The 24587-nt window shown below is 40.0% G+C and carries 22 protein-coding genes and 3 pseudogenes; 18 read left to right on the top strand and 7 right to left on the bottom strand.

The annotated features are described in order from the left end of the window. Positions 1–292: 292 nt before the first annotated feature. Both PING_RS19085 and PING_RS19660 read right to left on the bottom strand, forming a co-directional pair. Positions 293–1639: a tetratricopeptide repeat protein gene (locus PING_RS19085; RefSeq protein WP_011771926.1), complete on the bottom strand. Its 1347-nt coding sequence runs from the start codon at positions 1637–1639 to the stop codon at positions 293–295. 583 nt (positions 1640–2222) lie between these two features. Continuing rightward, entirely contained in the window at positions 2223–2774 is a 552-nt protein-coding gene (locus tag PING_RS19660; RefSeq protein WP_198134726.1) for a TetR family transcriptional regulator, read from the bottom strand. Positions 2775–2913: 139 nt separating this feature from the next. Here PING_RS19660 and PING_RS19075 point away from each other — a divergent pair, with 139 nt between their 5' ends. From PING_RS19075 to PING_RS18995, 17 genes are all read left to right on the top strand, one after another. Next, positions 2914–3522: a glutathione S-transferase family protein gene (locus tag PING_RS19075; protein WP_011771924.1), complete on the top strand. Its 609-nt coding sequence runs from the start codon at positions 2914–2916 to the stop codon at positions 3520–3522. 564 nt (positions 3523–4086) lie between these two features. Next, a complete protein-coding gene (locus tag PING_RS19070) occupies positions 4087–4386 on the top strand; it encodes a hypothetical protein (RefSeq protein ID WP_011771923.1) in 300 nt (99 codons plus the stop codon). Beyond that, entirely contained in the window at positions 4387–5277 is an 891-nt protein-coding gene (locus PING_RS19065) for an EamA family transporter (protein WP_011771922.1), read from the top strand. It abuts the gene before it with no gap. 469 nt (positions 5278–5746) lie between these two features. After that, entirely contained in the window at positions 5747–6469 is a 723-nt protein-coding gene (gene phnF / locus PING_RS19060; RefSeq protein ID WP_011771921.1) for a phosphonate metabolism transcriptional regulator PhnF, read from the top strand. A 122-nt stretch (positions 6470–6591) separates the two neighbouring features. Continuing rightward, the gene (locus PING_RS19055; RefSeq protein ID WP_011771920.1) at positions 6592–7509 is read left to right on the top strand and encodes a phosphate/phosphite/phosphonate ABC transporter substrate-binding protein; all 918 of its coding nucleotides are present in this window, start codon (positions 6592–6594) and stop codon (positions 7507–7509) included. 119 nt (positions 7510–7628) lie between these two features. Beyond that, positions 7629–8453, top strand: coding sequence for a phosphonate ABC transporter ATP-binding protein (gene phnC / locus PING_RS19050; RefSeq protein ID WP_011771919.1), 825 nt, complete (start codon positions 7629–7631; stop codon positions 8451–8453). Beyond that, on the top strand, positions 8450–9457 hold the full coding sequence (gene phnE / locus PING_RS19045; protein WP_011771918.1) for a phosphonate ABC transporter, permease protein PhnE: 1008 nt from the start codon (positions 8450–8452) through the stop codon (positions 9455–9457). Before phnC ends, phnE begins: the two co-directional genes overlap by 4 nt. Before the next feature lie 12 nt (positions 9458–9469). Then, a complete protein-coding gene (gene phnG, locus PING_RS19040; RefSeq protein ID WP_011771917.1) occupies positions 9470–9955 on the top strand; it encodes a phosphonate C-P lyase system protein PhnG in 486 nt (161 codons plus the stop codon). After that, complete coding sequence (phnH, locus tag PING_RS19035; RefSeq protein ID WP_011771916.1) at positions 9948–10556, top strand: phosphonate C-P lyase system protein PhnH; 609 nt, start codon at positions 9948–9950, stop codon at positions 10554–10556. The genes phnG and phnH overlap by 8 nt, the downstream gene beginning before the upstream one ends. Further along, the gene (locus PING_RS19030; protein WP_011771915.1) at positions 10556–11680 is read left to right on the top strand and encodes a carbon-phosphorus lyase complex subunit PhnI; all 1125 of its coding nucleotides are present in this window, start codon (positions 10556–10558) and stop codon (positions 11678–11680) included. The genes phnH and PING_RS19030 overlap by 1 nt, the downstream gene beginning before the upstream one ends. Further along, positions 11673–12599 (top strand): alpha-D-ribose 1-methylphosphonate 5-phosphate C-P-lyase PhnJ, encoded by a 927-nt coding sequence (locus tag PING_RS19025; RefSeq protein WP_011771914.1) that lies wholly within the window; start codon positions 11673–11675, stop codon positions 12597–12599. The genes PING_RS19030 and PING_RS19025 overlap by 8 nt, the downstream gene beginning before the upstream one ends. Continuing rightward, on the top strand, positions 12589–13425 hold the full coding sequence (locus tag PING_RS19020) for an ATP-binding cassette domain-containing protein (RefSeq protein ID WP_011771913.1): 837 nt from the start codon (positions 12589–12591) through the stop codon (positions 13423–13425). Before PING_RS19025 ends, PING_RS19020 begins: the two co-directional genes overlap by 11 nt. Before the next feature lie 14 nt (positions 13426–13439). After that, positions 13440–14177, top strand: coding sequence for a phosphonate C-P lyase system protein PhnL (phnL, locus tag PING_RS19015; protein WP_011771912.1), 738 nt, complete (start codon positions 13440–13442; stop codon positions 14175–14177). Between the two features lie 2 nt (positions 14178–14179). Continuing rightward, positions 14180–15343 (top strand): alpha-D-ribose 1-methylphosphonate 5-triphosphate diphosphatase, encoded by a 1164-nt coding sequence (locus tag PING_RS19010; RefSeq protein WP_011771911.1) that lies wholly within the window; start codon positions 14180–14182, stop codon positions 15341–15343. Then, the gene (gene phnN, locus PING_RS19005; RefSeq protein WP_011771910.1) at positions 15336–15926 is read left to right on the top strand and encodes a phosphonate metabolism protein/1,5-bisphosphokinase (PRPP-forming) PhnN; all 591 of its coding nucleotides are present in this window, start codon (positions 15336–15338) and stop codon (positions 15924–15926) included. Before PING_RS19010 ends, phnN begins: the two co-directional genes overlap by 8 nt. Then, positions 15923–16690, top strand: coding sequence for a phosphonate metabolism protein PhnP (gene phnP / locus PING_RS19000; protein WP_011771909.1), 768 nt, complete (start codon positions 15923–15925; stop codon positions 16688–16690). The genes phnN and phnP overlap by 4 nt, the downstream gene beginning before the upstream one ends. Next, positions 16678–17562 carry an EamA family transporter gene (locus PING_RS18995; protein WP_198134725.1) on the top strand — a complete coding sequence of 295 codons (885 nt, stop codon included), beginning with the start codon at positions 16678–16680 and terminating at the stop codon, positions 17560–17562. The genes phnP and PING_RS18995 overlap by 13 nt, the downstream gene beginning before the upstream one ends. 248 nt (positions 17563–17810) lie before the next feature. Here PING_RS18995 and PING_RS18990 read toward each other — a convergent pair whose 3' ends face one another. The 5 genes and pseudogenes from PING_RS18990 to tnpC form a co-directional block, all read right to left on the bottom strand. Beyond that, positions 17811–18383 carry an NUDIX domain-containing protein gene (locus PING_RS18990; RefSeq protein ID WP_011771907.1) on the bottom strand — a complete coding sequence of 191 codons (573 nt, stop codon included), beginning with the start codon at positions 18381–18383 and terminating at the stop codon, positions 17811–17813. Positions 18384–18656: 273 nt separating this feature from the next. Next, a pseudogene (locus tag PING_RS21960) lies at positions 18657–19682 on the bottom strand (IS630 family transposase). Between the two features lie 69 nt (positions 19683–19751). Further along, a pseudogene (locus PING_RS18975) lies at positions 19752–20214 on the bottom strand (transposase); the annotation flags it as partial. 105 nt (positions 20215–20319) lie between these two features. Continuing rightward, positions 20320–21123 (bottom strand): sulfite exporter TauE/SafE family protein, encoded by an 804-nt coding sequence (locus tag PING_RS18970; protein ID WP_011771905.1) that lies wholly within the window; start codon positions 21121–21123, stop codon positions 20320–20322. A gap of 794 nt (positions 21124–21917) precedes the next feature. Continuing rightward, positions 21918–23284: pseudogene (tnpC, locus tag PING_RS18965) on the bottom strand (IS66 family transposase). Between the two features lie 256 nt (positions 23285–23540). On the opposite strand from tnpC, the gene dctP reads away from it, so the two are divergent. Then, the gene (gene dctP / locus PING_RS18960; protein ID WP_011771904.1) at positions 23541–24533 is read left to right on the top strand and encodes a TRAP transporter substrate-binding protein DctP; all 993 of its coding nucleotides are present in this window, start codon (positions 23541–23543) and stop codon (positions 24531–24533) included. Positions 24534–24587: the final 54 nt, after the last annotated feature.

The raw sequence follows: 24587 nt of genomic DNA, 5'->3' as shown, positions 1-24587 counted from the left end.
GAAATTTCAAAAAGCATCTTGAACTAACATGGGTATAAACGCATTAAGTTTATGATCACTTGATTAATGCGTTTGGTATAATTTACCGTAGTTACACTCAATATTGTATGTACTTTAAACTGGAGCATACAACCAATTTTTAAATTAAGGCCTGCTTGTATTTCGTGGTTAATAATCCCGAAAAGTAAGCAGGCCTTAATGTTCTAACGAAAAAAATAAAGAAGATATTGTTTTTTGCAGGCAAAGAGACAAATCGTTTTGTTTGTTAAACGATATTGATCAGTCAGCTAACTTACAATTTCCAATCACAATTTTTATAGTTTGAATCTAAGCATATTTTCGACAGTTTCTGTGCATCATTTATATCTTTTGATGTCATTTTAGGCGTGACTAACTTAAATATTTGTTTAGTTTTGTCACCATTGTATCTGGCTAAATTGAGCCACATATAGGCTTGCCTATAATCTTGAAGCACGCCATGACCATTTTCATACATCATGCCCAGATAGTATTGAGCGTTTGCATGTCCCTGTTCGGCGGCTTTGTGATACCAGTCGGCGGCTTGTTTATAATCTTGAGAGACACCCTGACCATAGTCATACATCATTCCCATATTGTATTGGGCGCCTGCATGCTGCTGTTCGGCGGCTTTATTGTACCACTGGAGCGCTTGTTTATAATCCTGAATGACGCCATGACCATTGTTATACATCAACCCCATATTGTATTGGGCGTCTGCATTCCCCTGTTTAGCGGCTTTACGATACCAGCGGGTCGCTTCTGTATAATTTTTAAAGCCATTATTACCACTGTTATACATCAACCCCATATTGTATTGGGCATCGGAATATCCTTGTTCAGCGGCTTTGTTATACCAGTAGGTTGCTTGTTTATAAGATTGAGTGACGCCATAACCACTGGTATAGATCAATCCTAACGTATATTGTGCCTCTGCATGCTCCTGTTCGGCGGCTTTGTGATACCACTGGGCCGCTTGTTCAGAAGATTGAGGGACGCCCTGACCACTGGAATACATCAATCCTAAATCATATTGGGCGGCTGCATGCCCCTGTTGGGCGGCTTTACGATACCACTGAGCTGCTTGTCTATAATCTTGAGGGACGGTGTTACCAATGGCATACCGCTCACCCATAGAATATTGGGCGTTTGCATAATTCTGTTCAGCAGCTTTTTGATACCAGTAGGTAGCTTGTTTCTTATCTTGGCGAACGCCCTGAGCATTGTCATACATCAAACCAAGGTAGTATTGGGCGCCGGTATGCCTCTGCTCAGCGGCTTTGCGATACCACTGGGCTGCTTGTTTATAATCTTGAAGGACGCCCTGACCATTGTTATACATCAATCCCAGATAGTATTGGGCGCCAACATGTCCTTGCTCGGCTGCTCTGCGGGACCAGAGGGCAGCTTCTTTATAATCTTGAGGGATGCCGAGACCATTGGCATAGATCGTTCCTAAATTATATTGGGCGTTTGCATCCCCGAATTGGGCAAGTGGAAACCATTCTTTATAAGCTGTTTTAAAGTCCCCCTTGTCAGCTGCATTCATACCTTTTTGAAAGTTTGCTGACTGTGCTACAGAAGTAAATACAATAAGAAACACCCAAATAATATTTTTCATAATTATTAACTCTATTTAATGTGTTATTAGCATCTGCAAATAAACACTAAAAGACCTTAATAATATCATAACGCGCTGAATTTTAGTATTTTTTATGAAGTAATATTTATGCGCAAAATCACCATTATAATAAATAGTTACATTTCTTGTTTAACTACTGCTTTGAGCATTAAATTCAGCTTGGTTCCACTTTATGGTTGTCGTACTTATAATCTTATGATTTTAAAATATAATAAATTACAATGACTTATAAAAAATAAAAACCTAAAAATTACTATAATATTAACATTTACAAGGAATTAAATGCTGGTAATAGTGTTCTGGCACAGATTCTTAAATTTATAAAAACCACTTAAATCGTTCCCAAACACTTAAAAAAAATTACTTACCATAAGACTTAGCCAAGGTTATATTATTTTAAATATTATCAATTGTTTATTAGATTATTCTCATAGAGGTGCATATTTATGCATCGAATAACCCCGCATAAGTTCTAAAAAAATTCGCCATCCGTTGAATCATTTGTAGCTTTACTGGATTTAAGAAAGATGATTCCTATTATGACTCTTTGATAAAAAGATCGTTATGGTTTTGATTTAAGCACCGCAGTCACCACTTTTTTAGCTGTTTGAATCAAGCCTAAATCCTGCTGAACCAGCAATCGGGCGACAACTCCCTCGTAAATTAATTCGATAGTCAATGCGAGGTTGTTATCACTATCTTCTATAGAGGCTAAGCGTCGCTTGGTTTCTGCGAGGGATGCTGCTTTGTAGGCGATAGCTACCTGGTGAATAAGGCTCTCTTCATCGGGGTACTCTGCGCTTGCGTTGAGAAACACACAACCACAGAAATGCTTACTCTGCACCAAAGCCTCTAACTCATCGAAACGCGCAAGCATCAGTTGTTCTGCGGACAATAGATGAGGCTCATCGAACTCCCAAGCGGCCTGCTGGCGCTGACTAAAGACAAGTAGTGCATCTCTGATTAACACCTCTTTTGATTCAAAGTGACGATACATAGTGGTTTTAGAAATGCCGGAAACCTCTACGATGCGGTCTATGCCGGTCGCATGAAACCCCTCACTCATAAATAAATTAAGTGCAATATCAATTAGTTGCTGTTTCTTTTTTGACACAATAAAATCCAATCTAGTGGCTGGTAACTCGAATATTGTAACAAAAATAGTACAGATCTGTAACTTCATATTGACCTAGCGGCCCTCACTCCGTAGAGTACCGATCTGTACTTTTTTAAAACAACTACATGAGGTAATTATGATCACACTTTACAGCTTTCCTTTTTCACTACCTTGTTACCGAACTCGCCTGGCTGCCTCCCTGCTCGGGCATCCAGCCGAAATTATTAAAATTGACATCACCAAAGGTGAGCAGAAACAGGCTGACTTTTTACGCATCAACCCGCTAGGCCTTATTCCTGCCTTAGTTGATAACGAGTTGAATATAACAGTAAGCGATTCAGTTGCAATTTTGCGCTATCTGGCCAAAACCTGCGAAGATAAAAAATGGTTGGGGGCTGATTTGGAACAACAAAGCCAAGTTGATATTCTGCTTAGTCTAACCAGTAATGAGCTTAAGGATTCAGTAGAAAAAGCCCGCTTGATTAACGCCTTTAAATTATTGCCAGAATCGGAATTTCCCATTTGTGAGCAACTTGCGTCAAAAATCCTGCCTATCATAAATGAAAAACTCGCAGGTAAAGATTGGTTAACCGGTAATACCCCTACTATTGCCGACATTGCCGTTTACTCGACTCTAATTTACTGCGATGAAGCACTGCTTACCTTAACTCCATATGAGAATATTCTCGCTTGGATACCTCGCTTTGAAAGATTAACGGGTTACCTTAAACCGGTGAAATTGTGAGGTCATAGGTATGTCTGCCACTGGTCTGTTTTCTAGCAGAATCCGAAGATCAGAAAACACTGCTGGACAATGTATTAACAGAACAGAAGTTCCTCAGTCCGGTTAATCGAAAATGCTCGGCATGGGCAGCAGCCCTTGCTTGTCAGGATCTATCGGTTATTGCTGTAGTCAAAGACCATTTTGGTACGCTCACTGAAAATGAGCAGCGCGAACTACTGTTTGCGGTAAGCCGTATGTCGGTTACTAACCCTTACTTTGTCAATCGTGGGATTGTTGATCTGTAGGTGGGGAACACGTTAGACGCACTGTGCTTTCGTTCGTTTTCCACTATTAAGGTCAGCAACGCACTATCCTTGTGTTGGCGTTTCTGTCGTAAATGGCGGTTATGCCTGTTTTCACAGTCACTGCAGCAGTTTAAAGCACCTCGGCGAGACCGATCAGGCGATTAATCAAACGCTGCGCATTACCGCCGCACTGATGGCTGTCCGGCAAGTTGCATTTAATCAAACAGCCTTATTTTAATTTTGGTGTTACAGTAGCTATTTTTAGTGAGCGGGCTGCAATGTGGAATTAGCTAATTCGAATATCATAGTAAATAGACCTGTAGGCTGCTTCTTTGCAATATTAATGAAGCATGCTATTCGCTTAGCAGGTAAAACAGCATTCCAAAATAAAGGATGTGATCTCAACGGTTTTCATTTTCTGGAAAAATATGCAGGGCCGTTGTTTGCTCGAAAAGTAACAAAGTGCTTCGAATGGATGGGTGTTTGCCGTTCATTTGCAGATAGTTTGGCTGTTATCAACCCAATTCTGAACCATAAAGGAATAATTATCCTCAATGGTTACGCATTAGGTCACTTGTAAATGAGATTTCATTTTTTTGCCATTCTCGCTTTTGTGGTCTGGGGACTCACCCCGGTATTTTTTCATTATTTCCCAGCGAATAACATGGCTGAGTTATGGGCGTACCGAATTATCTGGTCATTTACCCTGGTGGTACTTTGGTTAAAATTTACCGGCGTAAAGGTTGATCTAAAAAAACTTTGGAATGATAAGCGTTCATTTTTAGCCATCTCGATATCCGGGGTGATAATGAATATATCCTGGTATGGTTTTGTCTATGCGCTTTCAAATAACTATGTGCTGGATGCAAGCATGGCCTATTTTATTGCGCCAATACTAACTGCTGGATTCTCATGGTTTTTATTTAAAGAGAAGACCGATAATATCCAGAGGTTATCGCTTTTATTAATGTGTGGCGCGCTTATCTACCTTGCTATCAGCCAGGGTGTTGCACCCAGTCTTTCTCTTGTTATTGCTGTTTCGTTTGCTGCCTATATGGCACTGAAAAAGCTGTCTAAGTTTAGTAATAATGAAAATTTATATATTGAAAACTTAATTCAGCTTCCTGCTGCTTTGATAACAGTTGTCGTTATTGCGTCAAGCCATAATCCATCCCAACCAGACCCCGCTTATTATGTTCTTCTTGGGGCGGTTTTCCTGCAAATTATCCCTGTTTTTCTGCTCTCTGCTGCCATTAGCAATGTAAATCTGCAAAAGATTGTTGTTTATCAGTATGTCGAACCCACTCTGCATTTTTTACTTGCGGTCTTTGTCTACCATGAAGGCCTGGATAAGCCATTATTCAACACGCTGATTATTGTATGGATAGCCATTGCCATGTGGCTTGGTAATGAAAAAAAGAAATCTTCAAAAACCAATATTCAACATGATCCTAATTTAACTGATAATTAATGGTGGAACCTATCCATGTGGGAACGAATAAGCAAGACTGTTAAAGATAACGGCATTGTTTATTTTTGCCGCCAGATAGGCGTGAGTAGCGCCAACCTTCAGGAGCTGCTAGATACCTTTTTTCGGCCTAGAAACACACTGGGCACTCGATTTTAAATATAAGCCCCTTCACTTTATTACTTTCATTACTGCCCCTTAAAAATCAAGCAATTGATTTAATTAATGTTAATTATCTTTTTTGTTATTTTTAACTCTATTTTATAACCCTTTTTCGTCAGATAAATGGGTTTTCGCGAGTAGGTTAAAAAATGGCAAGGTGATCCCCCCCCTCCCTTTTTTATCCGATTATTGTCATTCAATTATTTTTATGGATGTCTACATTGGTAATAAAACCTTAATTAAAATGAAATTTTACTGAAACTTTCTTTATCTAAACTCATCAACAGTTTTAGACATCTAGACAAGTGAAATGATTAATAGATACAGCCCAGAAAAAATTTACAGGCAAATTGCCAATGCGATTGAGGCGGATATTCAAGATGCTTTTGAGCCCGGTGACTTATATCCATCGGAGAAAATTCTGACGGATAGGTTTGCGGTCAATCGTCATACGGTTCGTCGAGCAGTAGAAGAATTAGTCAAACAAGGTGTCTTGGAAAAACGTCATGGACTCGGGACTTTTATCGCTGAAAAAAGGTTGGCATATAGCGTTAAAGGCGATCAGCGTTTTACAGAATCTGTACAGGTTCATGACTTGCAGGTTGAAAGTCTTCTTGTCGATAAAAAGATTATTGCTGCTCGTGGTGGTATTGCAGAAAAATTGCAATTAAAGAACGGCGCAGAAGTCTTTCAAATTGACACACTGAGAAAAATTGAAGGTAAAGAAGCGGCATTAATTAGTCACTTTTTACCAAAAGATATTTGCCCGACGGCATTCGCTAAATATGAATCTGGTTCACTAGGAGAATTTTTAAAAGCAGAGTGTGGCATTCAAACAAAAAGAGTGTCGAGCTTAGTCTCTGCCACGAGATCAAACGAACAAGACAGTTTCAGACTGGGTATGTCAAGTAACCGACCTATCTTGAAAGTGAAAACAATTAATGAAGATACACAAACTGGCAAAAGAGTTGAATACTCGATCACCCGGTTTAGGTCCGACATGATTCAACTTGAAATTTTAATGAACGCTTAATTTAACGAATCAGGTATCAACACCTTGAAACATTTATGCAATCTGTCTAATCACTCTTTTGGCTAGATTGTTTAAACCTTTTATTTTTTAACTTAACTTTTTATATTTTTGGAGAAATATTAATGAAAATTAAGAACCTATTCTTAGCAGCCGTTACCGTCTGTGCTTTAACACCTTTAGCCGCTTCGGCGCTGCCTGACGGTAGCCAGGAAAACCCATTACGTGTGTTGATGATTCCAGCAGACACAGGTACAAACGATATCACTAAAGATTACGGCCCGGTGTTTCGAGGAATTACTGAAAACTACGGTATTCACTTTGATATTAAAGCGGGCGCAAGCTATGCGGCTGTTGTTGAAGGTATGTGTAACGATAAAGCGGATATTGCTTGGTTTGGTGCAGTTACTTACGGTCAGGCAAAGGAAAAATGTGGTGTTGAACTTTTAGCAGTTGATGTATTAAAAGGCGAATCTTCTTACTACTCGGGTATTTTTGTCCGTAAAGACAGTGGTATTAAAACGCTTTCAGACCTTAAGGGCAAAAGCATGGCATTTGGTAGCCCAAGCTCAACGTCTTCATTCAACTTTCCCGTTGCAATGTTAATTGCAGACAACGTTGATCCTGTTAAAGACCTTAAGAAAGTCATTATTGCGGGCTCTCACTCAGCATCATTAGCTGCATTATCAGCAGGTAAAGTAGATGCAGCCGCCTCTTCATACAACTCTTTTGGTAAAGCCGCTAAAAAAGGCGCGATTGATCCTTCGTTATTCACGCCTCTAGCAAAATCACAACCCATTCCGAATCCTCCTCTTGCGATGAACAAAGGATTAACACCTGAGTTAAAAGCACAACTGCGTAAAGCATTTGGTGAAATCCATACAAAAATGGATCCTTCTAAAATTCGTGGATATGGCGGTAAAACAGTGGATCGCTATGATGCAGAATTTGATGAGCAAAAAATCTTTGACGCTCTGAAAAAGCTAAATGCGGTTACAAAAACGGTAAAAGTAGAAATGATTGGAAAAGCAGGTCAGCGTTAATTTTCGTCATTAATCTATCTTAATTGCATCTTGATATTTCAGAGGTGCTTTTTAAGAGAACTTTGCAAACCAACTTTATTAGATCTGTATACAAAGTTGTTTATTTTTGGAGAAAAATAATGTTGATTTTTGACAATGTTAGCCGTATTTATTCTGATGGTACACAAGCGGTAAAAGAAGTCTCAATCCGTCTCGAAAAAAGCGGATTTTGTGTCTTGCTTGGGCCATCTGGGGCGGGTAAATCAACCTTAATGAATATGGTTAATGGCCTGGTTGAACCCAGTTCCGGAAAGATTTATTTAGATGGCCAACCACTGGAAAAAAAGAATCTTAAAATGATTCAACGAAGTGTCAGCATGATTCACCAGCAACTCTATTTAGTGCCACGTTTAAGTGTACTGTCTAACGTGTTAACCGGCGTTTTGCCACAGGCAGGATTCTGGCTAAGCATGATTAAGTATTTTCCGGTAAAAGATCAGCAGCGAGCTTGTGAGTTATTAAGCGAAGTGGGCCTGGAAGAAAAGCATCTTGTGCGTCGTGCCTCTGAACTTTCAGGAGGGCAACAACAGCGGGTGGCTATTGCTCGAGCATTTATGGCTAGCCCTAAAGTGGTGTTAGCAGATGAGCCGGTAGCAAGTTTAGATCCTGCCATGAGCCGTAGTGTATTAAACAGCCTTAAAACCGCGGCTCAAATCAATGGTGCAGCCGTGCTTTGTACCCTGCACCAGATGGATTATGCGCTGGAATTTGCAGACCGGATCATTGCATTACGAGATGGCGAAGTTTTTTTTGATGGCCCGCCTTCTGAGATGACTGCCGATGTACAAAAACGTCTCTATGCCATTGAACGCGAAAATTTAGACAAACAACACAGTCAGTCCTCTGAAACTATTAAAGAGCCAGCACAACCAAGGATCGTTAAAATGAAGGAGGCCAGCGCATGAATAAAAACACTCAAAACCATATAAAACGTGATCACAGTCAATGGCAAACCTATCAAGCTATCACGCCAAAAACTGTCCTGTTTTTATTTTTAGCCTTTGTGCTCTTAGCTTGGTCTGGGCAGAATACCGAAATGGATAAAGCTGCAATTGAAACTAGTAAGGCCGTTCTGTCTGCAGTTGGTATTGGTGATTCTGAGGTGTTAAATGGCGTGTCTAAATTTGCCAGTCAGGCTTTTCCAATTCAATTGCAAACACGGACTGAATTAAGCCGTATTGAAGGGCTAGATTTGCAACACTTACCTTGGCTCTCTTATATTAAAGAAGGCGTTTCTCGTGAATATTATATAGATACTGATACTTGGACAGAAGAAAAAGCGCAATACTTAATTGAACCCCTTGGCTACTTAAAAAAAGTGTTGTGGATGATGTGGGAAACGATTGAAATGGGCTTCTGGGGAACCATTATTTCGATTGTTATTTCTTTGCCATTAGGTATTTTAGCGGCTCGTAACTACTCTCCACACCCTATTGTATATCATGTCGCACGTGCCTGGCTAAGTTTTCACCGTTCAATGCCTGAACTGATTGTGGCTTTATTTTTAGTGCTTATCTATGGTTTTGGCCCGATTGCAGGTGTGTTGGCCCTGGCGATTCATACCTCGGGGGTCTTAGGTAAATTCTTTGCCGATGAGATTGAAAATGCTGCTAAAGGCCCGCAAATGGCACTGAGTTCAGCAGGTGCTAATGCAATTAAAGTCTTGCGTTATGCCGTCTTTCCTCAAGTTTTACCCGCTTGGATTGCCTCTGTTCAATATATCTTTGAGCGTAATATCCGTACTGCAACTGTACTCGGCATTGTCGGTGCAGGCGGTATTGGTATGGAGCTAAAAGGCCGTTGGGATATATTCGATTATGACTATGTTGCCACTATTTTATTAATTGTTTTTATTACTGTTGTAGTGCTTGAGTTTTTCTCACAGAAACTGCGTAAGAAAACACTTTAAAGGGAATCTTAAATGAATAAAACTTGTCGAAAAATACCACGAAGTGCATGGATTAGAGCCTTAAAACTGGTGCCCGTAGATGAAATTAAAGCGCTAATTGATGCCGTTATTAATGAATACCAAGTGTCTTATAAATCCATTCCTCAAACGGGATTGGGTGTATTGCAAACTAAAGATACGGCCATGCATGAACCCTATTTTTTAGGGGAGTTTCCGATTGCAATCAGTTGGGTGGTTTTAACCGATAAACAGGGCAAGACCTTTGAAGGTGCAGCACAGTTAATGGATGACGATCAAAACTTAGCCTCTCTATTGGCCGTCTGTGATGCCATTTTGGCAAATGACTTAATGGCCTGTTCTAAACTTTCGGATCTCCTTGAAAGAGGAGAGTTTAAGTTTGAGCAAGAAGCACTTACCCGTAAAGCCATGTTAGGTTCGACAGTGGTTGATTTCTCCTTACTGGGTGCAACTAACGAGAAGGAAAATAAAAGTGTTTAAACAAGATTTACTCGGCGCTTATATCAACCCTATTTGGCTGGCAGACACTCAACAAGCTTTGTTTAATAGCCTGATGCAGGTTATGTCTCGCCCTGGCCGGTTAGATAATTGGGCAGAGAGTCTAGAGAGCAGCCCCGCCTATTTAGCAGTTTTGGCGATTTTATTAGATGGTGAAGTCTCTTTAGCTGATATTGACGGATTATTAAGCGATGATCATTGGCCGCTGTTACAGGCTCAAAATATGAATGCTGAACAAGCGAATTATGTTTTATGTGATGGGGCTAAAGCCATTAGCTTCCAACCAAAATTAGGGACACTAGTATCACCTGATTTTGCAGCGACATTAATTTTAAAAGTCTCGAAATTAGAAATTAATAACGGAGATGTTCGTTTGAAATTAACCGGGCCTGGTGTCGATGGTGAAACCGTTGTATGTGTTTCAGGCCTTGATCCTGTCTGGTTAGAACAGCGAAATGAGTGGTGTTGCGCTTTTCCTTTAGGAATTGACTGTGTTTTAGTTGATGACACTCAGATTATGGCGCTACCACGCACCACCAAGGTTGAGATTATCGAGATCAACACTAATAAGGGACTAAACTAATGGGTTACGTTGCAATTAAAGGCGGTGGTAAGGCTATTGCGGGTGCGGAAAAACTATTGGAATTCGTGCGTACTCGTCAAGGTGAGTCGGCGGAACCATTAGATTTAGAGACCATTGAAAACCAGTTGTATTTTCTACATAGCCGAATTATATCTGAAGGTGGCCTGTATCACCCTAAACTTGCCTCTTTGGCCATTAAACAAAGCTTGGGCGATACGCTGGAAGCCTCCTTTGCTTTACGTGCTTATCGTTCAACCAAGCCGCGTCTGGTTGAATCTCCGGTCACAGAGACCAGCAATATGCGCGTGATTCGTCGTATTTCGGCCTCTTTTAAGGACATTCCCGGTGGGCAGATGTTGGGTGCCAGTACTGATTATGCCTTGCGTTTAATGCGTACCGAGCTGCTTGATGAATCACCAGAAGCCTTTAAAGCCGTGGCGGCTAATTGGCTGGATAATAATAGTCATAATGAGATTCCTGATACTTTTCCAAAAGTCTTGGACGCCCTACGTGAAGAAGGATTGCTGCCACCTGTTGACCAAGCTGCAGCTGAAAAAAAACCCTTTGATATTACGCGTGAACCACTGGTTTTTCCGGTGCCGCGTTCTGCCGCATTATCGACTATGGCGCGTTCTGAAACAGGCTCTATTCTTGCCATTGCGTATTCCAATATGCGTGGCTACGGAGATATTCATCCAACGGTTGCCGAACTTAGAGTGGGCTATTTACCGGTTATGCTTCCACACCCGATCACCGGTGAGCCAATCGAAGTGGGTGAAGTATTAATGACGGAGTGTGAAGTCGTTGCCATGTACGAAGACGAAGAAGAGGGTGGGAAACCGACCTTTAGTCTAGGTTACGGCGCTTGTTTTGGGCATAACGAAGTTAAAGCCATCTCAATGTCGGTGTTAGACCGTGCCTTACAGTCCGGCATGAAAAATGGGCCGACCAACCCTTCAGAAGATCCCGAGTTTGTATTGCTGCACATTGATGGTATCGATTCGATGGGATTCTGTACACACTATAAAATGCCGCACTATGTGACCTTTCAATCGGATATGGACAGGTTAAGAACTACGCAAGATAAGCATGACGATGCAAACCAAGGAGCTGGCAATGTCTAATCAAGAAAACGGATCAGGCTCAGCATTCAGAGAAGCTTCTGCCGACTATAATTTTGGTTTCTTAGATGAGAATGCCAAAAAAGAAATCCGCCGCAGTATTTTAAAAGCCATTGCAATTCCAGGTTATCAAGTGCCTTATTCGAGTCGGGAAATGCCGATGGGGCGGGGCTTTGGAACAGGTGGTTTGCAATTAACCCTGTCGTTAATCGGCAAACAAGACACCCTAAAAGTCATTGATCAGGGAGCCGATGATTCGGTCAATGCAGTCAACTTACGCAGCTTTATTGAAATGACCTGTCCCGGCATTGATACCACAACCCGGGTTTCTGAAGCGAATTTAATTCAATCACGTCACCGTATTCCGGAACAGGAACTGCGTGAAGATCAGGTGATAGTGCTGCAGGTTCCTTATCCTGATGCATTAATAGTGGTCGAGCCATCAGAAGATAAACGCAAAATTATGCACGGTGAAGCAGATTACTCGCGCTTATTAGTCAAGCTATATGAAGACATTGTGAAGTTTGATGAAATCACTATCTCACACCGTTACCCAACGCGTATCAATAGTCATTATGTATTAGATCCCTCGCCTATTCCACGTTGGGATGTGCCCAAAATGAACAATTCAAAAGCTTTGCTTTTATTTGGTGCCGGGCGTGAAAAGAAAATTTATGCCGTGCCGCCTTATACATTAGCAGAGCCTTTAGAGTTTGATGATGTGCCTTTCCGTGTTGAAAACTTTAATGATCAGACGGGTAAACGTCGTACCTGCCGCTGTTGTGGCTGTGACCATAGTTTTTTAGATGAGTTTGCCGATGCAACAACTGGCGAAAAACACTATCAATGTTCTGATTCCGATTATTGTGATCAACAGTTAGAAGCACAATCAGCAAAGCTTGGAGGGATAAATGTCGCGTGAAAAAGTATTAGAAGTCCGCAATCTGTCAAAGGTTTACGGTAAAGGTTGTGCTAAATGTTTTGATTCAACGGGTCCAGAGCACAATACTAATATCTGTCCTCATTGTGGCTCTGTTGTAGCGGCTCACAATATCAGTTTTGATCTCTATAAAGGTGAGATTTTAGGCGTGATGGGGGAATCAGGCTCCGGTAAATCAACCTCGGTTAATAATCTGTTTTTTGATGTAATGCCAACCTCGGGTCAAGCAACGTTTTTTGACGATGGTAAGCAGTATGATTTATTCAGTTTAAACGCTCAGCAAAAACGCCACTTACGTAACCACCGGTTTGGCATGGTCTATCAAAACCCGATATTAGGTTTGAACTTTAATGTTTCAGCGGGTGGAAACATTGCTGAACGCCTGTTAATGACGAACCTGACTAACTATCGGGAAATTAGAGAAAGAGCCATTACATTACTGCGCCGTACAGAAGTATTGACTGAACGTATGGATGAAATGCCAAAAAACTTCTCTGGAGGAATGCAGCAGCGTGTGCAAATTGCCAAGGCATTAGCCACTAATCCACCCTTACTTTTTTTAGACGAAGTCACTACAGGTTTAGATTTATCTGTCCAGGCAGCCATTCTAGATTTAATTATGGAAATTCAACGTGAAAGCGAAACGGCCATGATTGTGGTAACCCATGACTTAGGTGTTATCCGCCTATTGGCGGGACGTACTATTGTGATGAAGTATGGTCGCATTATTGAAACAGGCTTAACGGATCAAATCTTAGAAGATCCGCAAGATGCTTATACACAACGCTTGGTTGCGTCAGCACTTTAAGGGGACCATGGACAATGAGTATTCAACCTATCTTAGAAGTCGAAGACTTTTCAAAAACTTTTATGCTGCATGAACAAGGAACAGAACTGCCTTCGGCGCACAGCGTATTTTTAAAAGCTTACCCTGGTCGTTTAACCGCTTTAACCGGTCCTACAGGTGCAGGGAAATCGACAGTTTTAAAAGGCATTTACCGTACTTATTTACCGACCAGCGGGCGCATAATATTTACCACGGAACAAGGACAACAAACGGATTTGGCTAAGGCTGATGAACATCAAATTCTAGAGTTGCGTAAAGACGAGATTGGATTTGTCACCCAGTTTTTACATACTCTGCCCCGGCAGTCGACTGAAGATGTCGTGGCCATGCCTTTAATCAAGAAAGGCATATCGCGGATTATCGCACTTGAAAAAGCACGAGAAATATTAAGCCAACTGAACCTGCCGGAAAGACTGTGGGCAGTTTCTCCTGCTACTTTTTCAGGTGGAGAAAAACAACGCGTCAATTTGGCACGCGGGTTATTAGCACAACCAAGATTATTGTTACTCGATGAGCCGACCGCAAGCTTAGATCCAAAAACCACGGATCGTGTTGTTGAATTGATTAACAACCTCAAACAGACGGGTACCGCGATGATTGCCATCTTTCACGATATGGATTTAGTGAAAAGGCTAGCCGATAGTGTGGTGGTGCTTGAACCGCCAATCGGTACCGAAAACTTCTTTAATTCAGATATAAACAAGGCTCCATAACCATGAATACGCAACCTTTATATATTAAAAATGCAACGCTCGTATTGGCTGACAATGTTCTCAACAAGGCGAGTTTATTAATAGAAAATGGGAAAATCTCTGCTATTAATCCTAAAATCGTCTCTGATGATGTTCAAACAATTGATGCTAAAGGCAAAACTGTAATGCCTGGCATGATTGATTTGCATTGTGATTCATTAGAAAAAGAAGTGGAGCCGCGTCCTAATGTGCATTTTCCATTAGATTTTGCTTGTGCTCAGGCAGATAAAAATAATGCCAGTGCAGGCATTACCACCGTATACCATGCTCTGTCTTTTGCAAATGAAGAGTTGGGCGTACGTAACAACCAGTTTGCGAAACAAATTGCGCAAGCTGTTCATCAATTCCAGCCACATGCCTTAGTCGATAATCGTGTCCATTGTCGTTATGAAATTACAGATCCAACCGGCCTGCCTATTCTAATAGACTTAATGAAAAACCAAGTGATGCAGCTTGTATCATTAATGGATCACACCCCGGGACAAGGACAGTTTAAAGATTTAGCTTCCTATAAAGCCTATTTTGGTAAAAGTTATAAAAAGTCTGACCAAGAGTTAGATAAGATAATTGCCAATAAAAAACAACAAGCAGAAGGGGCCATGGAGCGTGTTGAACTGCTGATAAAAACCGCTAATGAACAAGGCATAGCAGTGGCTTCTCATGATGATGATTGTAAAGAACGTGTTGATACTATGACCGCGTTTGGCGTGGGTATTTCGGAATTCCCTATTAATATGGAAACGGCTGAATATGCGCGTAAAAAAGGCATGAAAACCATTATGGGTGCACCCAACATTCTACGTGGTAAAAGCCAGTCAGGTTCAATGCGCGCCTTAGATGCGATTAATGCGGGTGTCTGCGATTGCCTTTGTGCGGATTACGCGCCAGCGGCTTTAATCGTTGCTGTTTTTAAACTACCTGAAATTTCAGATTTAACCCTTGCACAAGCGGTACAGTTAGCGACCAAAAACCCGGCAGAAGCCGCGAAACTTTATGATCGGGGTGTGATTGAAGTGGGTAAACGCGCCGATCTTATTATGGTTGCTAATTTAGACGGTTTAGTACAAGTCTCTGAGGTGTTTGTTGCCGGTGTTTCTGCCTTTAAAGCCAGTTATGACCATGCCTAATTCGATTATTAAAAAGTATCCCTCTAAGGGTAAACTTTTCTATGTGATTGGCGCGTCGGGTGTAGGTAAAGACTCTTTGCTGCATTATGCACGGCAGCGCCTGGCCAATGAATCGCTGGTTTTTGCACATCGTTATATTACACGCCCGGTAGAGTTGAAGGGTGAAAATCACATTCAGCTTACGAAGGAAGAATTTAACAATCGTCTACAACGGGGCTGTTTTAAATTTAATTGGCACTCCCACGAGTTAGATTACGGGATTGGCGTCGAAGTGGATAGATGGTTAATGCAGGGGTCAAATGTGGTTATTAATGGCTCCAGAGGTTATTTAAATACGGCAGTGGCATTACATCCAGGTCTTGTGCCGGTATTGATTCAAGTGGATTCAAATTTATTACATGAGCGCTTAATTAAGCGTGGACGTGAAACATTAGAACAAATTGAAAAACGTATTCAACGAGCACAAGCCTTTGTGGGATTAACTTCCCCAAATATGCAAATTATTGAAAATAACAGTGAGCTTTCTGTTGCTGGAGAACAGTTGGTAAGCTTACTTAGAAATCAGGCAGTGAAAATCTTATGAAATTTACTTTTTTAGGCACAGGCTCAGTGAAGGGCGCTCCCGTTTATGGTTGTGAGTGCATAGTATGTAATAGAGCACTCGCTAACCCCGATTTACGGCGTAATCCCGCTTGCGGTTTTTTAGAAATAGCTGGGCAATTGGGTACGGTACGTTTATTAATTGATGCCGGTTATCACCATCTTGCCGAGCGGTTTCCACCGGGCAGTTTAGACGCTGTTTTACTGACTCATTTCCACATGGATCATGTGCAGGGCCTATTCCCTATTCGCTGGGGAGTCGGCGAAACTATTCCAGTTTTTTCACCCGATGATCCAAAAGGCTGTGATGATCTGTTTAAGTATCCCGGAATATTTGATTTTTCTCAAAAAACACGGCCATTTCAGACATTTGAATTTAAAGATCTTCTTATTACCCCGATCCCATTAGTTCACTCCAAACTAACCATGGGTTATGTTATTGAGTTAAATGGTAAACGTTTTGCATATTTGTGTGATTCCGGTTTACTGCGTCGTGATGTAAAGCAATACCTCATTGACCAACCTATTGATCTTATGATTCTAGATTGCGAGCAACCACCGCTTGAAACTGCGCCAAGAAATCATAATGATTTAACCCGGGCCTTAGAGATATTTGCAGAGGTTCAGCCTAAAAAACTGGTGCTTACTCATATTAGTCATAATTTAGATGAGTACTTTATCAATCATCCAAACTGCCTACCTGAAAATGTGGCCATAGGTTATGACAACCAAGCATGGGAATTATAGTGCTGGCCTCTTTTTCTACCTTTGAACAGGCCTGGCTGTTTATTATTCTTTCGGTACTGATGCACGTCAGCTGGAATTTAATGGCTCGACAGGTCAACCCTAAAGCCGACTTTTTATGGTGGGGGTTATTGGGTCATCTTCTTTTATTGGGTGGTTATGGTTTGTATCACTTAGTGCAAATCGAATGGAGCTGGACATTGACAGGTTTGATTGCCATCACCGCTTTTGCGAATAGCCTGTATTTTCTCTCTTTACGAGAAGCTTACGCTTTAGCGCCTGTTGCTTTTGTCTATCCTATTGCCCGCAGCTCTCCCATTCTGGTGGCTATTTGGGCGTTATGGATTTTTGACGAAACGCTCTCTAATCTAGCTTGCCTTGGCATTTTAGTCAGTATTATTGGCTTGTGGATACTGGGCAATACAGTGAAACATAAGCACAACCCCAAAGTGCTATTATGGACACTCTCAGCGGCTTTTTTTACCAGTATCTATTCGCTATCGGATAAAGCAATCAGCCAGCAGATAGATAGCTTTTCGGCTTTATTAGGGGTAGTTACGCTGGGTTATTTGTCTGCTTGGATAACATTATGCCTCTATCGGAAAAAACATTGTGAAACTATTATTCCTGCCGTCTGTCCGCATTTAGGTGTGTGGCTCGCAGGCAGCCTGTTTATTGGAACCGCCTATGCTTTGGTGATACTCGCTATGCAAACCCTACCCACCGCTTATGTGCTATCCATGACCAATATTGGCATTTTATTAGCCGTGGTTTTATCCATACTGTTTTTTAAAGATCGCGTTCATCTTAAGCAAAAAATAGTTGCGACCCTATTTATTACCAGTGGTTTGTTGATCTTAGGAATTTTTGGTTAATCTAAAGTAGACCGATTAGCTTTCTGAAGTGGTTATTAAAATAGGCAGCGTTTGATGATTAATCATAGCAAAAATATAATTAAGCGATTACATTGAAAAATATAAAAACCTGTAAAGCATTGATTTAATAAATGGATTTTAATTAGGATTTATACCGACATTGAAGATCAACGGACAAAAGATAGGGCTATTTTACGTGATAGGCGCAACGGCCTATCACGGTTTACTTAAATAAAATCAATGGTATTTTAGCCATTCTTGTGCTGTTCAAACCACCACATAAATGCAAACATAAGCCCGGATGTTTTTGCGATGCTGACATCAAAAATAAGCGCTTTGGCTTCGTTTATCGGCAGGTACACAACTTCGATCATTTCAGCATCGATACCGCCGCCTTCATTGACCTTCATACTCTGATCAACTTCTGCATAGTAGAGTATTTGCCTGCTTCCGGCAAAGCCTACGGAGGTATGAAAAGAGGTGATTTCTTCTATCCTCTCAAGCGCTATATCATAGCCGCACTCTTCTTCTATTTCTTCTTTGGCTATCTGTTTTAAAGAGAGGTCTTTATCGACAATACCCGCGCACAGCTCAATGGTTAATCCATTATCATTGTTCAAATACACTGCCGGGCGGAACTGTTCTACAAGCACAAAAGCCTCTTTTTCTTTATGATAAATAAGGATAGCTACAGAGTCATGCGCTTTGACTACTTCCCATGATTTTTTGACACCGTTTTGCTCATAGGTTGCCAGTGAAGTTTTAATAAATTTCGCATCAACTAAAGGCTGAAGTTTAAAATTTTTGAGCGTATTGGCCATCTTAACTCCTTATACTTGTCGGTGTATTAGCATTCCAAAAAAAGCTAATACTGTGTTGTGTTGTTGCCAGTCTTTATTGCTTTATGATAATTGCCGCACTGTCTGCGTCATTAAATTTGATTGGCATTCAAGTTTTCATACATCCAAGCGTGCCATGGTAAGACTTGGATTTATGATTGCCTTTGCCACTTAAGTTTAGTCATTTATATAAATGACTTCCTATCATTTGCTAGAAACGATTTTTTGTCACCGCTTCATTGATACCAAAAGAATTTAATTTGTGATCAGATTGGCCCAGTCTCTTTGGCAAAGTGATTTTACGTGGTCAACTTGATGCCTAAAATTATTCCAACCTCTACTCACCTGGTCAACTATATCTTCATAATTTTTGAATGCGAAGTTTGCTAAGTCATTATCTCGCAACCAAGCCCATACTTGTTCAATAGGATTAAGCTCTGGAGAATAGGGGGGAAGGTGCATAATAGTTAGATTATCAAATTTAATGGCGGTCTTATTTGAATGCCAACTCGCACAATCCATTACAACAAGCGCATGCCGACCTGCGGGTGTCGCATATGATATCTGTTGGAGATGTTTCTCCATCATTTCCATACTCAAGATAGGACTGATTAATGCTTCTGTTTGACCTGTTGATGGGCAAACAGCACCATAAATATGCGTAGAAATAAATTGTTGCTGCCTGATTACTCTCGGTCGACTACCTTTCGTTGCCCAAACACGTGTTGTTGTATTTTGTTGGCCAAACCGTGCCTCATCTTGAAACCAAACATCCACCTTATCAAGTGCTATATGGCCAGGGATTATGATGATCGATTCAATTAGGAATTTTTTTAAACACTTCCTGAGCCGCTAAGTCTTGCTTAGGGTGTTTAGAACGAGAAGTTATCCAAACAATATCTAACTCTTTCATTAAACGATAAATATTTCTGACGCAGTAGTTCACATTGAAGGTTTCTTGGATATATTTTTGTATATTTTACCCATCAATCTGCCTCCTTGCACTTTAACTGCATGAGCTATTACGTATTCTTTTAATTGTATTTTTTGTTCATTGCTTAAGCGAGAAGGCTGTCCTGTTGCTAGCTTTAATGCCAATGCATCAAAACCACCTGATAAGTAATTTGTGATCCATTCATTAACCAAGCGTCGACTTGCATTAAGTGTTTTTGCAATTGATGTTCTTGAATAGCCTTCATGGAATTTTTGTACTGCCAAGTAGCGTAGTTTAAGGCTCGCATTATTTGTATATGGGATTTTTATTTGAGAAGTCTTTTTCATATGATAATCGCTCAGGTAATGATAAATGAACGATATCACATTAGATCACAAATTAAATTCTTTTGGTATAAGCTCCACATCTTCTATCGCACAGGCACTCGGTTGACGTTCACGCCAATCGTAATAGCCACTTTTAGATACACACAAAAACGCCAGTAACCTAACAACTTTTATGTCGGCTCTGAGTTTTTCGATGCATCGATAGCGGCTTGATGTTCCTCCCCAAGAAACCGTTGCCACTTTTTTAGGATATACAGCTCCTCCTTGAGTTGTTTGTTTTCGCGTTCAAGTTGTTGCTCTTTGGTGAGTACTTTTTTGGTTTTGTTTTGACCGCTACTTTTTTACGTTTATCCACCACAATGATCCCTTCACGATACTCTTTTCGCCATCGTGACAGCATAAATGGGTGTATGTCGAGTTTTTCAGCAACGGATTTTATGGTAACGCCGACAGTAAAACTGAGTTGAACCGCGTTAACTTTAAACTCATTTGAATACTGCCAAGTTCGTCTTGGATTGTTGTACTTGGGCATAGAACACCTCATCTTTAGTTATGATTTTGGTGTCCGTTAAAGCGGGGGAAGATCATTTTCCGTTTGAAGTTCTTGTTAGTTTTTTATTTACAAACACTTGTCACTTTAAATTATTGTCATTAACATTTTGATACTAAGAGTGATTAACAATAATGAAAATATCTTCTTTAACACTGAAACTGGCAAATAATGAGCTAGTTTTACACCATAAGGCGCACTGAAAAAACTGGTTATTGATATTAATACAACAGCTGGTAGATATATAAACCCAAAAGTATAGTTTTCTACCGACGTATTTGACCACCCATTAATTAGGTAGCCTAAAGTCCCTGCTATCGAGATAGGTAAACCAATAGCTGCTGAGGTACCTACAGCTTTTTTAATATTTATATTTCTCCAAACTAAATATGGAACAGTTAAAGAACCACCGCCAATAGAAACGAAAGCGGAAATAGCACCAATACCCGTACCGGCAAAAAATATTTCTTTATTCCCCGAGATGTTTTTATCTGGTTGTGGTTTTTTATTTAAAAACATTTGGATAGACACATACGCCATAAAAATTGAAAAGAATATAGCAAGATAGATAGAGTCAATTTTAGATGCAACAAATGTGGCAAAAAATGTCCCCAATAAAACACCTAAACTAATACCTTTAACAATTACCCAAATTACAGCATCATTTGAGTTGTGCGCTCTCATACTTGAAAAAGAAGTAAAAATCATAGAAGCCATTGACGTACCTAAAGCTAAATGAACTACTTTTTCGACTGGAAGCCCTTGAGCCAAAAAAATTGTTGTTAGAATGGGAACCATAATTCCACCACCGCCGATACCTAACAATCCAGCCATAACACCAACAAATGTACCGAGTAACAAAAAAGATAAAATCCATTCAATTTCTAACACTGCAACCTCCGAATATATTCTGAAAAAATTAACGCCACATTAAGAGGCAAATAATTGTTGGCTAAAATAAGCGACGAAGGAGCAAGTAGCTAGCTGTTATTTGTCCTGCTTGAATGCCTTGTTAGGTGCGATTATCACGCTTTGTGCAGCTTTTAAAAGCATAAAAACACCAATAAAAGTGTACATATATACTGGAGCTCAACTATAAGCTCCAAAACCAATTTAAAAACTCAATAAAGCTAGCTATAAGTAGAACAAAGTGATGAATAGTTGTAGTTTTATCTTTGCTTGGCTCACCAAACACTACCAACTCTTTGAGTATAAATAAAGAACTATACTTAAATAAAATACATATAGAAACATTTTGAGTACCAACAAGCTGACCAACATAAAGCTAATAAGGTGGAAGAACTAATAAATATTTTCAGTAAGAATGTAATTAATTTTTTTTATAAAAGAAGTACATTCCAATACTGCAGTTATAGGGGGTTAGTTTAATGAATCTCCGGCTGAACATAAGAACTAATTGAATTATTTGAATCTTGTGGAAAGCTAATTAATAGGAACTTCTCAAATATTACATTTGTAAATTCACAATATTGTCATACCTTCACCGTCGTCCTTCAACTCTTTAAGTAATTTACTGAATACAATTTTTAGTATTTTATTACCGTTCAGGGATAAAAAACATCAAATTCATTGACATCGAAAAAGTAAAAAAATCATTTAATACCTATAACCTTTAGATTTTTCTATATTAATTTAAAATCTTCAACGCCAAACCTATGTGGTAACTACTCAGCAGGGGTGAAAATATTCGGCAGCATACGATTTAACAATAGCGCTAAAGCAGTGGAGCCACTAACACCCTGCTTTTTACAGCTCGATAAGTAACTTCGTAGGCCAAAAAACATCTCAGCTCCATATTCATTTCTGAAGCAACCTGATATCTTTTGCTGAACTTTTGCCATTCTCAAGTCATTTTCACCCTGATTATTGGTAAAAGGAACCTCTTTATTGCTCATAAATCTGAGTACATCATCTTCATATTTTTGTAAGCGTTCCAGTAAATTTCGAGATTTGGTTCTTTTCAATTTGCCACGCTTACCTTTTATTGGTATTGGCGGAGGGCTTTCTTTTTCTCCCTCTTTTAAAATAACTCTGTATTGATCAATGTAGCCAGTTTGTTTTTCTGGGGTAAGCACATCATCAGAATCCCTCACAATTTGATTCAGATTAACTAAAAATAGACGCATTGTTTCAGCCCAAGCCTGATCATCTTGTTCATAAGATCGGGTTAATTCACGTAAATGATGTGCATTGCATAACGAGTGCAGACAGTTATAACGATAATAGGGCTTCCAATGATCATGGCATAATACCCCCTCGAAATGAGGCAATATGCCTATCGAGTTCATTGCATCCTGGCCGCGTTTTTCATGAGCAGACAAATAGGTCCATTTTAGAGAGGAAGCGTTGTGCAACCACTGCCGTGTCACATTAATATTAATTCCCGTTTTATCGGCATGTAGTACTTTCTCTTTTTGTAAATTCGCTTTAATTAGGTCACCTACATTGAGCGCTTCAAGCTTGCTATAAGCACTGTTAATGAAGTTATAAAGGCTACCACTGCTCAGGGGGATATCTAATTGGTCGGTGAAGTATTCACGAATACGTTCATAAGGCAGTAACTGATATTGCGAGAGGTACACCGCATGCGCCTTAACGCCATTACCGTATTGAATTCGACTATTAACACCATCAGGAAAGGGGGCGGTAAAGCGTTTGCCCGCTTCATTTTCAAGTATTTGAGCCTGATATTCAGTGACAATGCGTTTAAATTCAATATCAACAACTTGACGTGTTTCATAACCCACTTCTTTATAATGCCCTTTGGGCAAGAGAATTGTATCGACAGGTAATTGATGGGTGATATCTGGATCTATCTCACGTTCCAGTGTTGATCCATTATGACCTTTTTGTCCGCCTGTTTTATTTGAACTGTTATTCCTGGGTGATTTTTCTCTGTTCGGACACTTGATGGGGGCTTACCACTATTGCGACTGTTGAGTCCAAGGCGCTGGCAAAGCAAATTAACGATAAGCAGTAATAAATCTAACGTTGTGCGCATAGAAGGGGACAATGTTTTGTCATCCGCTATTTGCTATTTTATTTTCTCGATATTACTTTCAATATCAATGCCACTTACTTTCATTCTGTATCATTACGCCAATAGGAAGAGAGTAGTTAGAATAACGACTCAAAAGGATCAAGCAAGTCGATCTTTTTTGATCTTCTATAAATAATCAAAAATGTGATCAAGGTGCTGAGCAGTTACCCTATCTGTATATTTATAGCTTGCTAAAAATACTTAAGCCGCTATTGTGGATACTCATTTATGTATAGGAGAAACAAGAATGCTTAAATCACACATAATAAAAAGTTTGACGTTTACCACAATTTTACTTTCATCAGGAGCCTTAAGCGCTACTGAATTAAACCTCTCTCATCAATGGTCTACAAACGATGTACGCCATAAAGTTGTGAAAATCATTGCTGACGAAGTATCTGCAGCTAATGTAGATCTAAATATTACAATTTTCCCTTCAAAGTCATTATTTAAACCTAAAGAGCAATATACTCTAATGAGTAGAAACTTACTTGATATGTCAATTTTTCCATTAAGTTACGCTGCAGGACAACAGCCAGCTTTTGATTTAACCCTAATGCCAGGCTTAGTCAAAAATCATGATCATGCGGTCAGATTAATAGAATCGCCATTTATGGATGGTATAAAAGATAAAATGGCACAAGACGATGTTATGGTGCTGGTCGACGGTTATCTTGCTGGTGGATTTGTGAGTAAAGGCGAGTGTATAGAAAAGCCTAGTGATATGGAAGGTCTTCAAGCTCGTGCAGCCGGTAAATCCTTTGAACAGATGTTAATTGGAGCGGGTGCGTCTATCACCTCAATGAGTTCAGCTGAGATCTATAGCGCAATGCAAACAGATATTTTAGATGTAGCTAATACTTCTTCATCTTCTTTCGTTTCTTATCGTATTTATGAACAAGTAAAGTGTTACACCCCAGCATCTAAAGACGTCGCTCTTTGGTTTTTATACCAGCCAGTCATTATGAATAAAACTAAATTTGAAAAACTAAATTCAACTCAACAAGAAGCTCTATTGGCTGCAAGTAAAAAAGCAGAAGCTTATTACTCAAAAGAGGCTAAGTTACAAGATTCAAATTCAGTCGAAGTGTTTCGAAAAGCGGGTGTTAAAATCGGTACTATGACACCTGAAGACTTTGATGAGTGGAAAAACCTTGCTCGAGAAACATCTTACAAAAAGTTTTTAGAAAGCTACCCTGAGGGTGAAGAACTATTGGATATGGCCCTGTCTGTTAAATAATTATTTATAGCATGATATTCGTTTGGGCAGTATGTTACTGCCTATTTAAAGCAA

Source organism: Psychromonas ingrahamii 37, assembly GCF_000015285.1.
Classification (GTDB): Bacteria; Pseudomonadota; Gammaproteobacteria; order Enterobacterales; family Psychromonadaceae; genus Psychromonas; species Psychromonas ingrahamii.
This window is presented reverse-complemented; position numbering and strand designations above follow the sequence as displayed.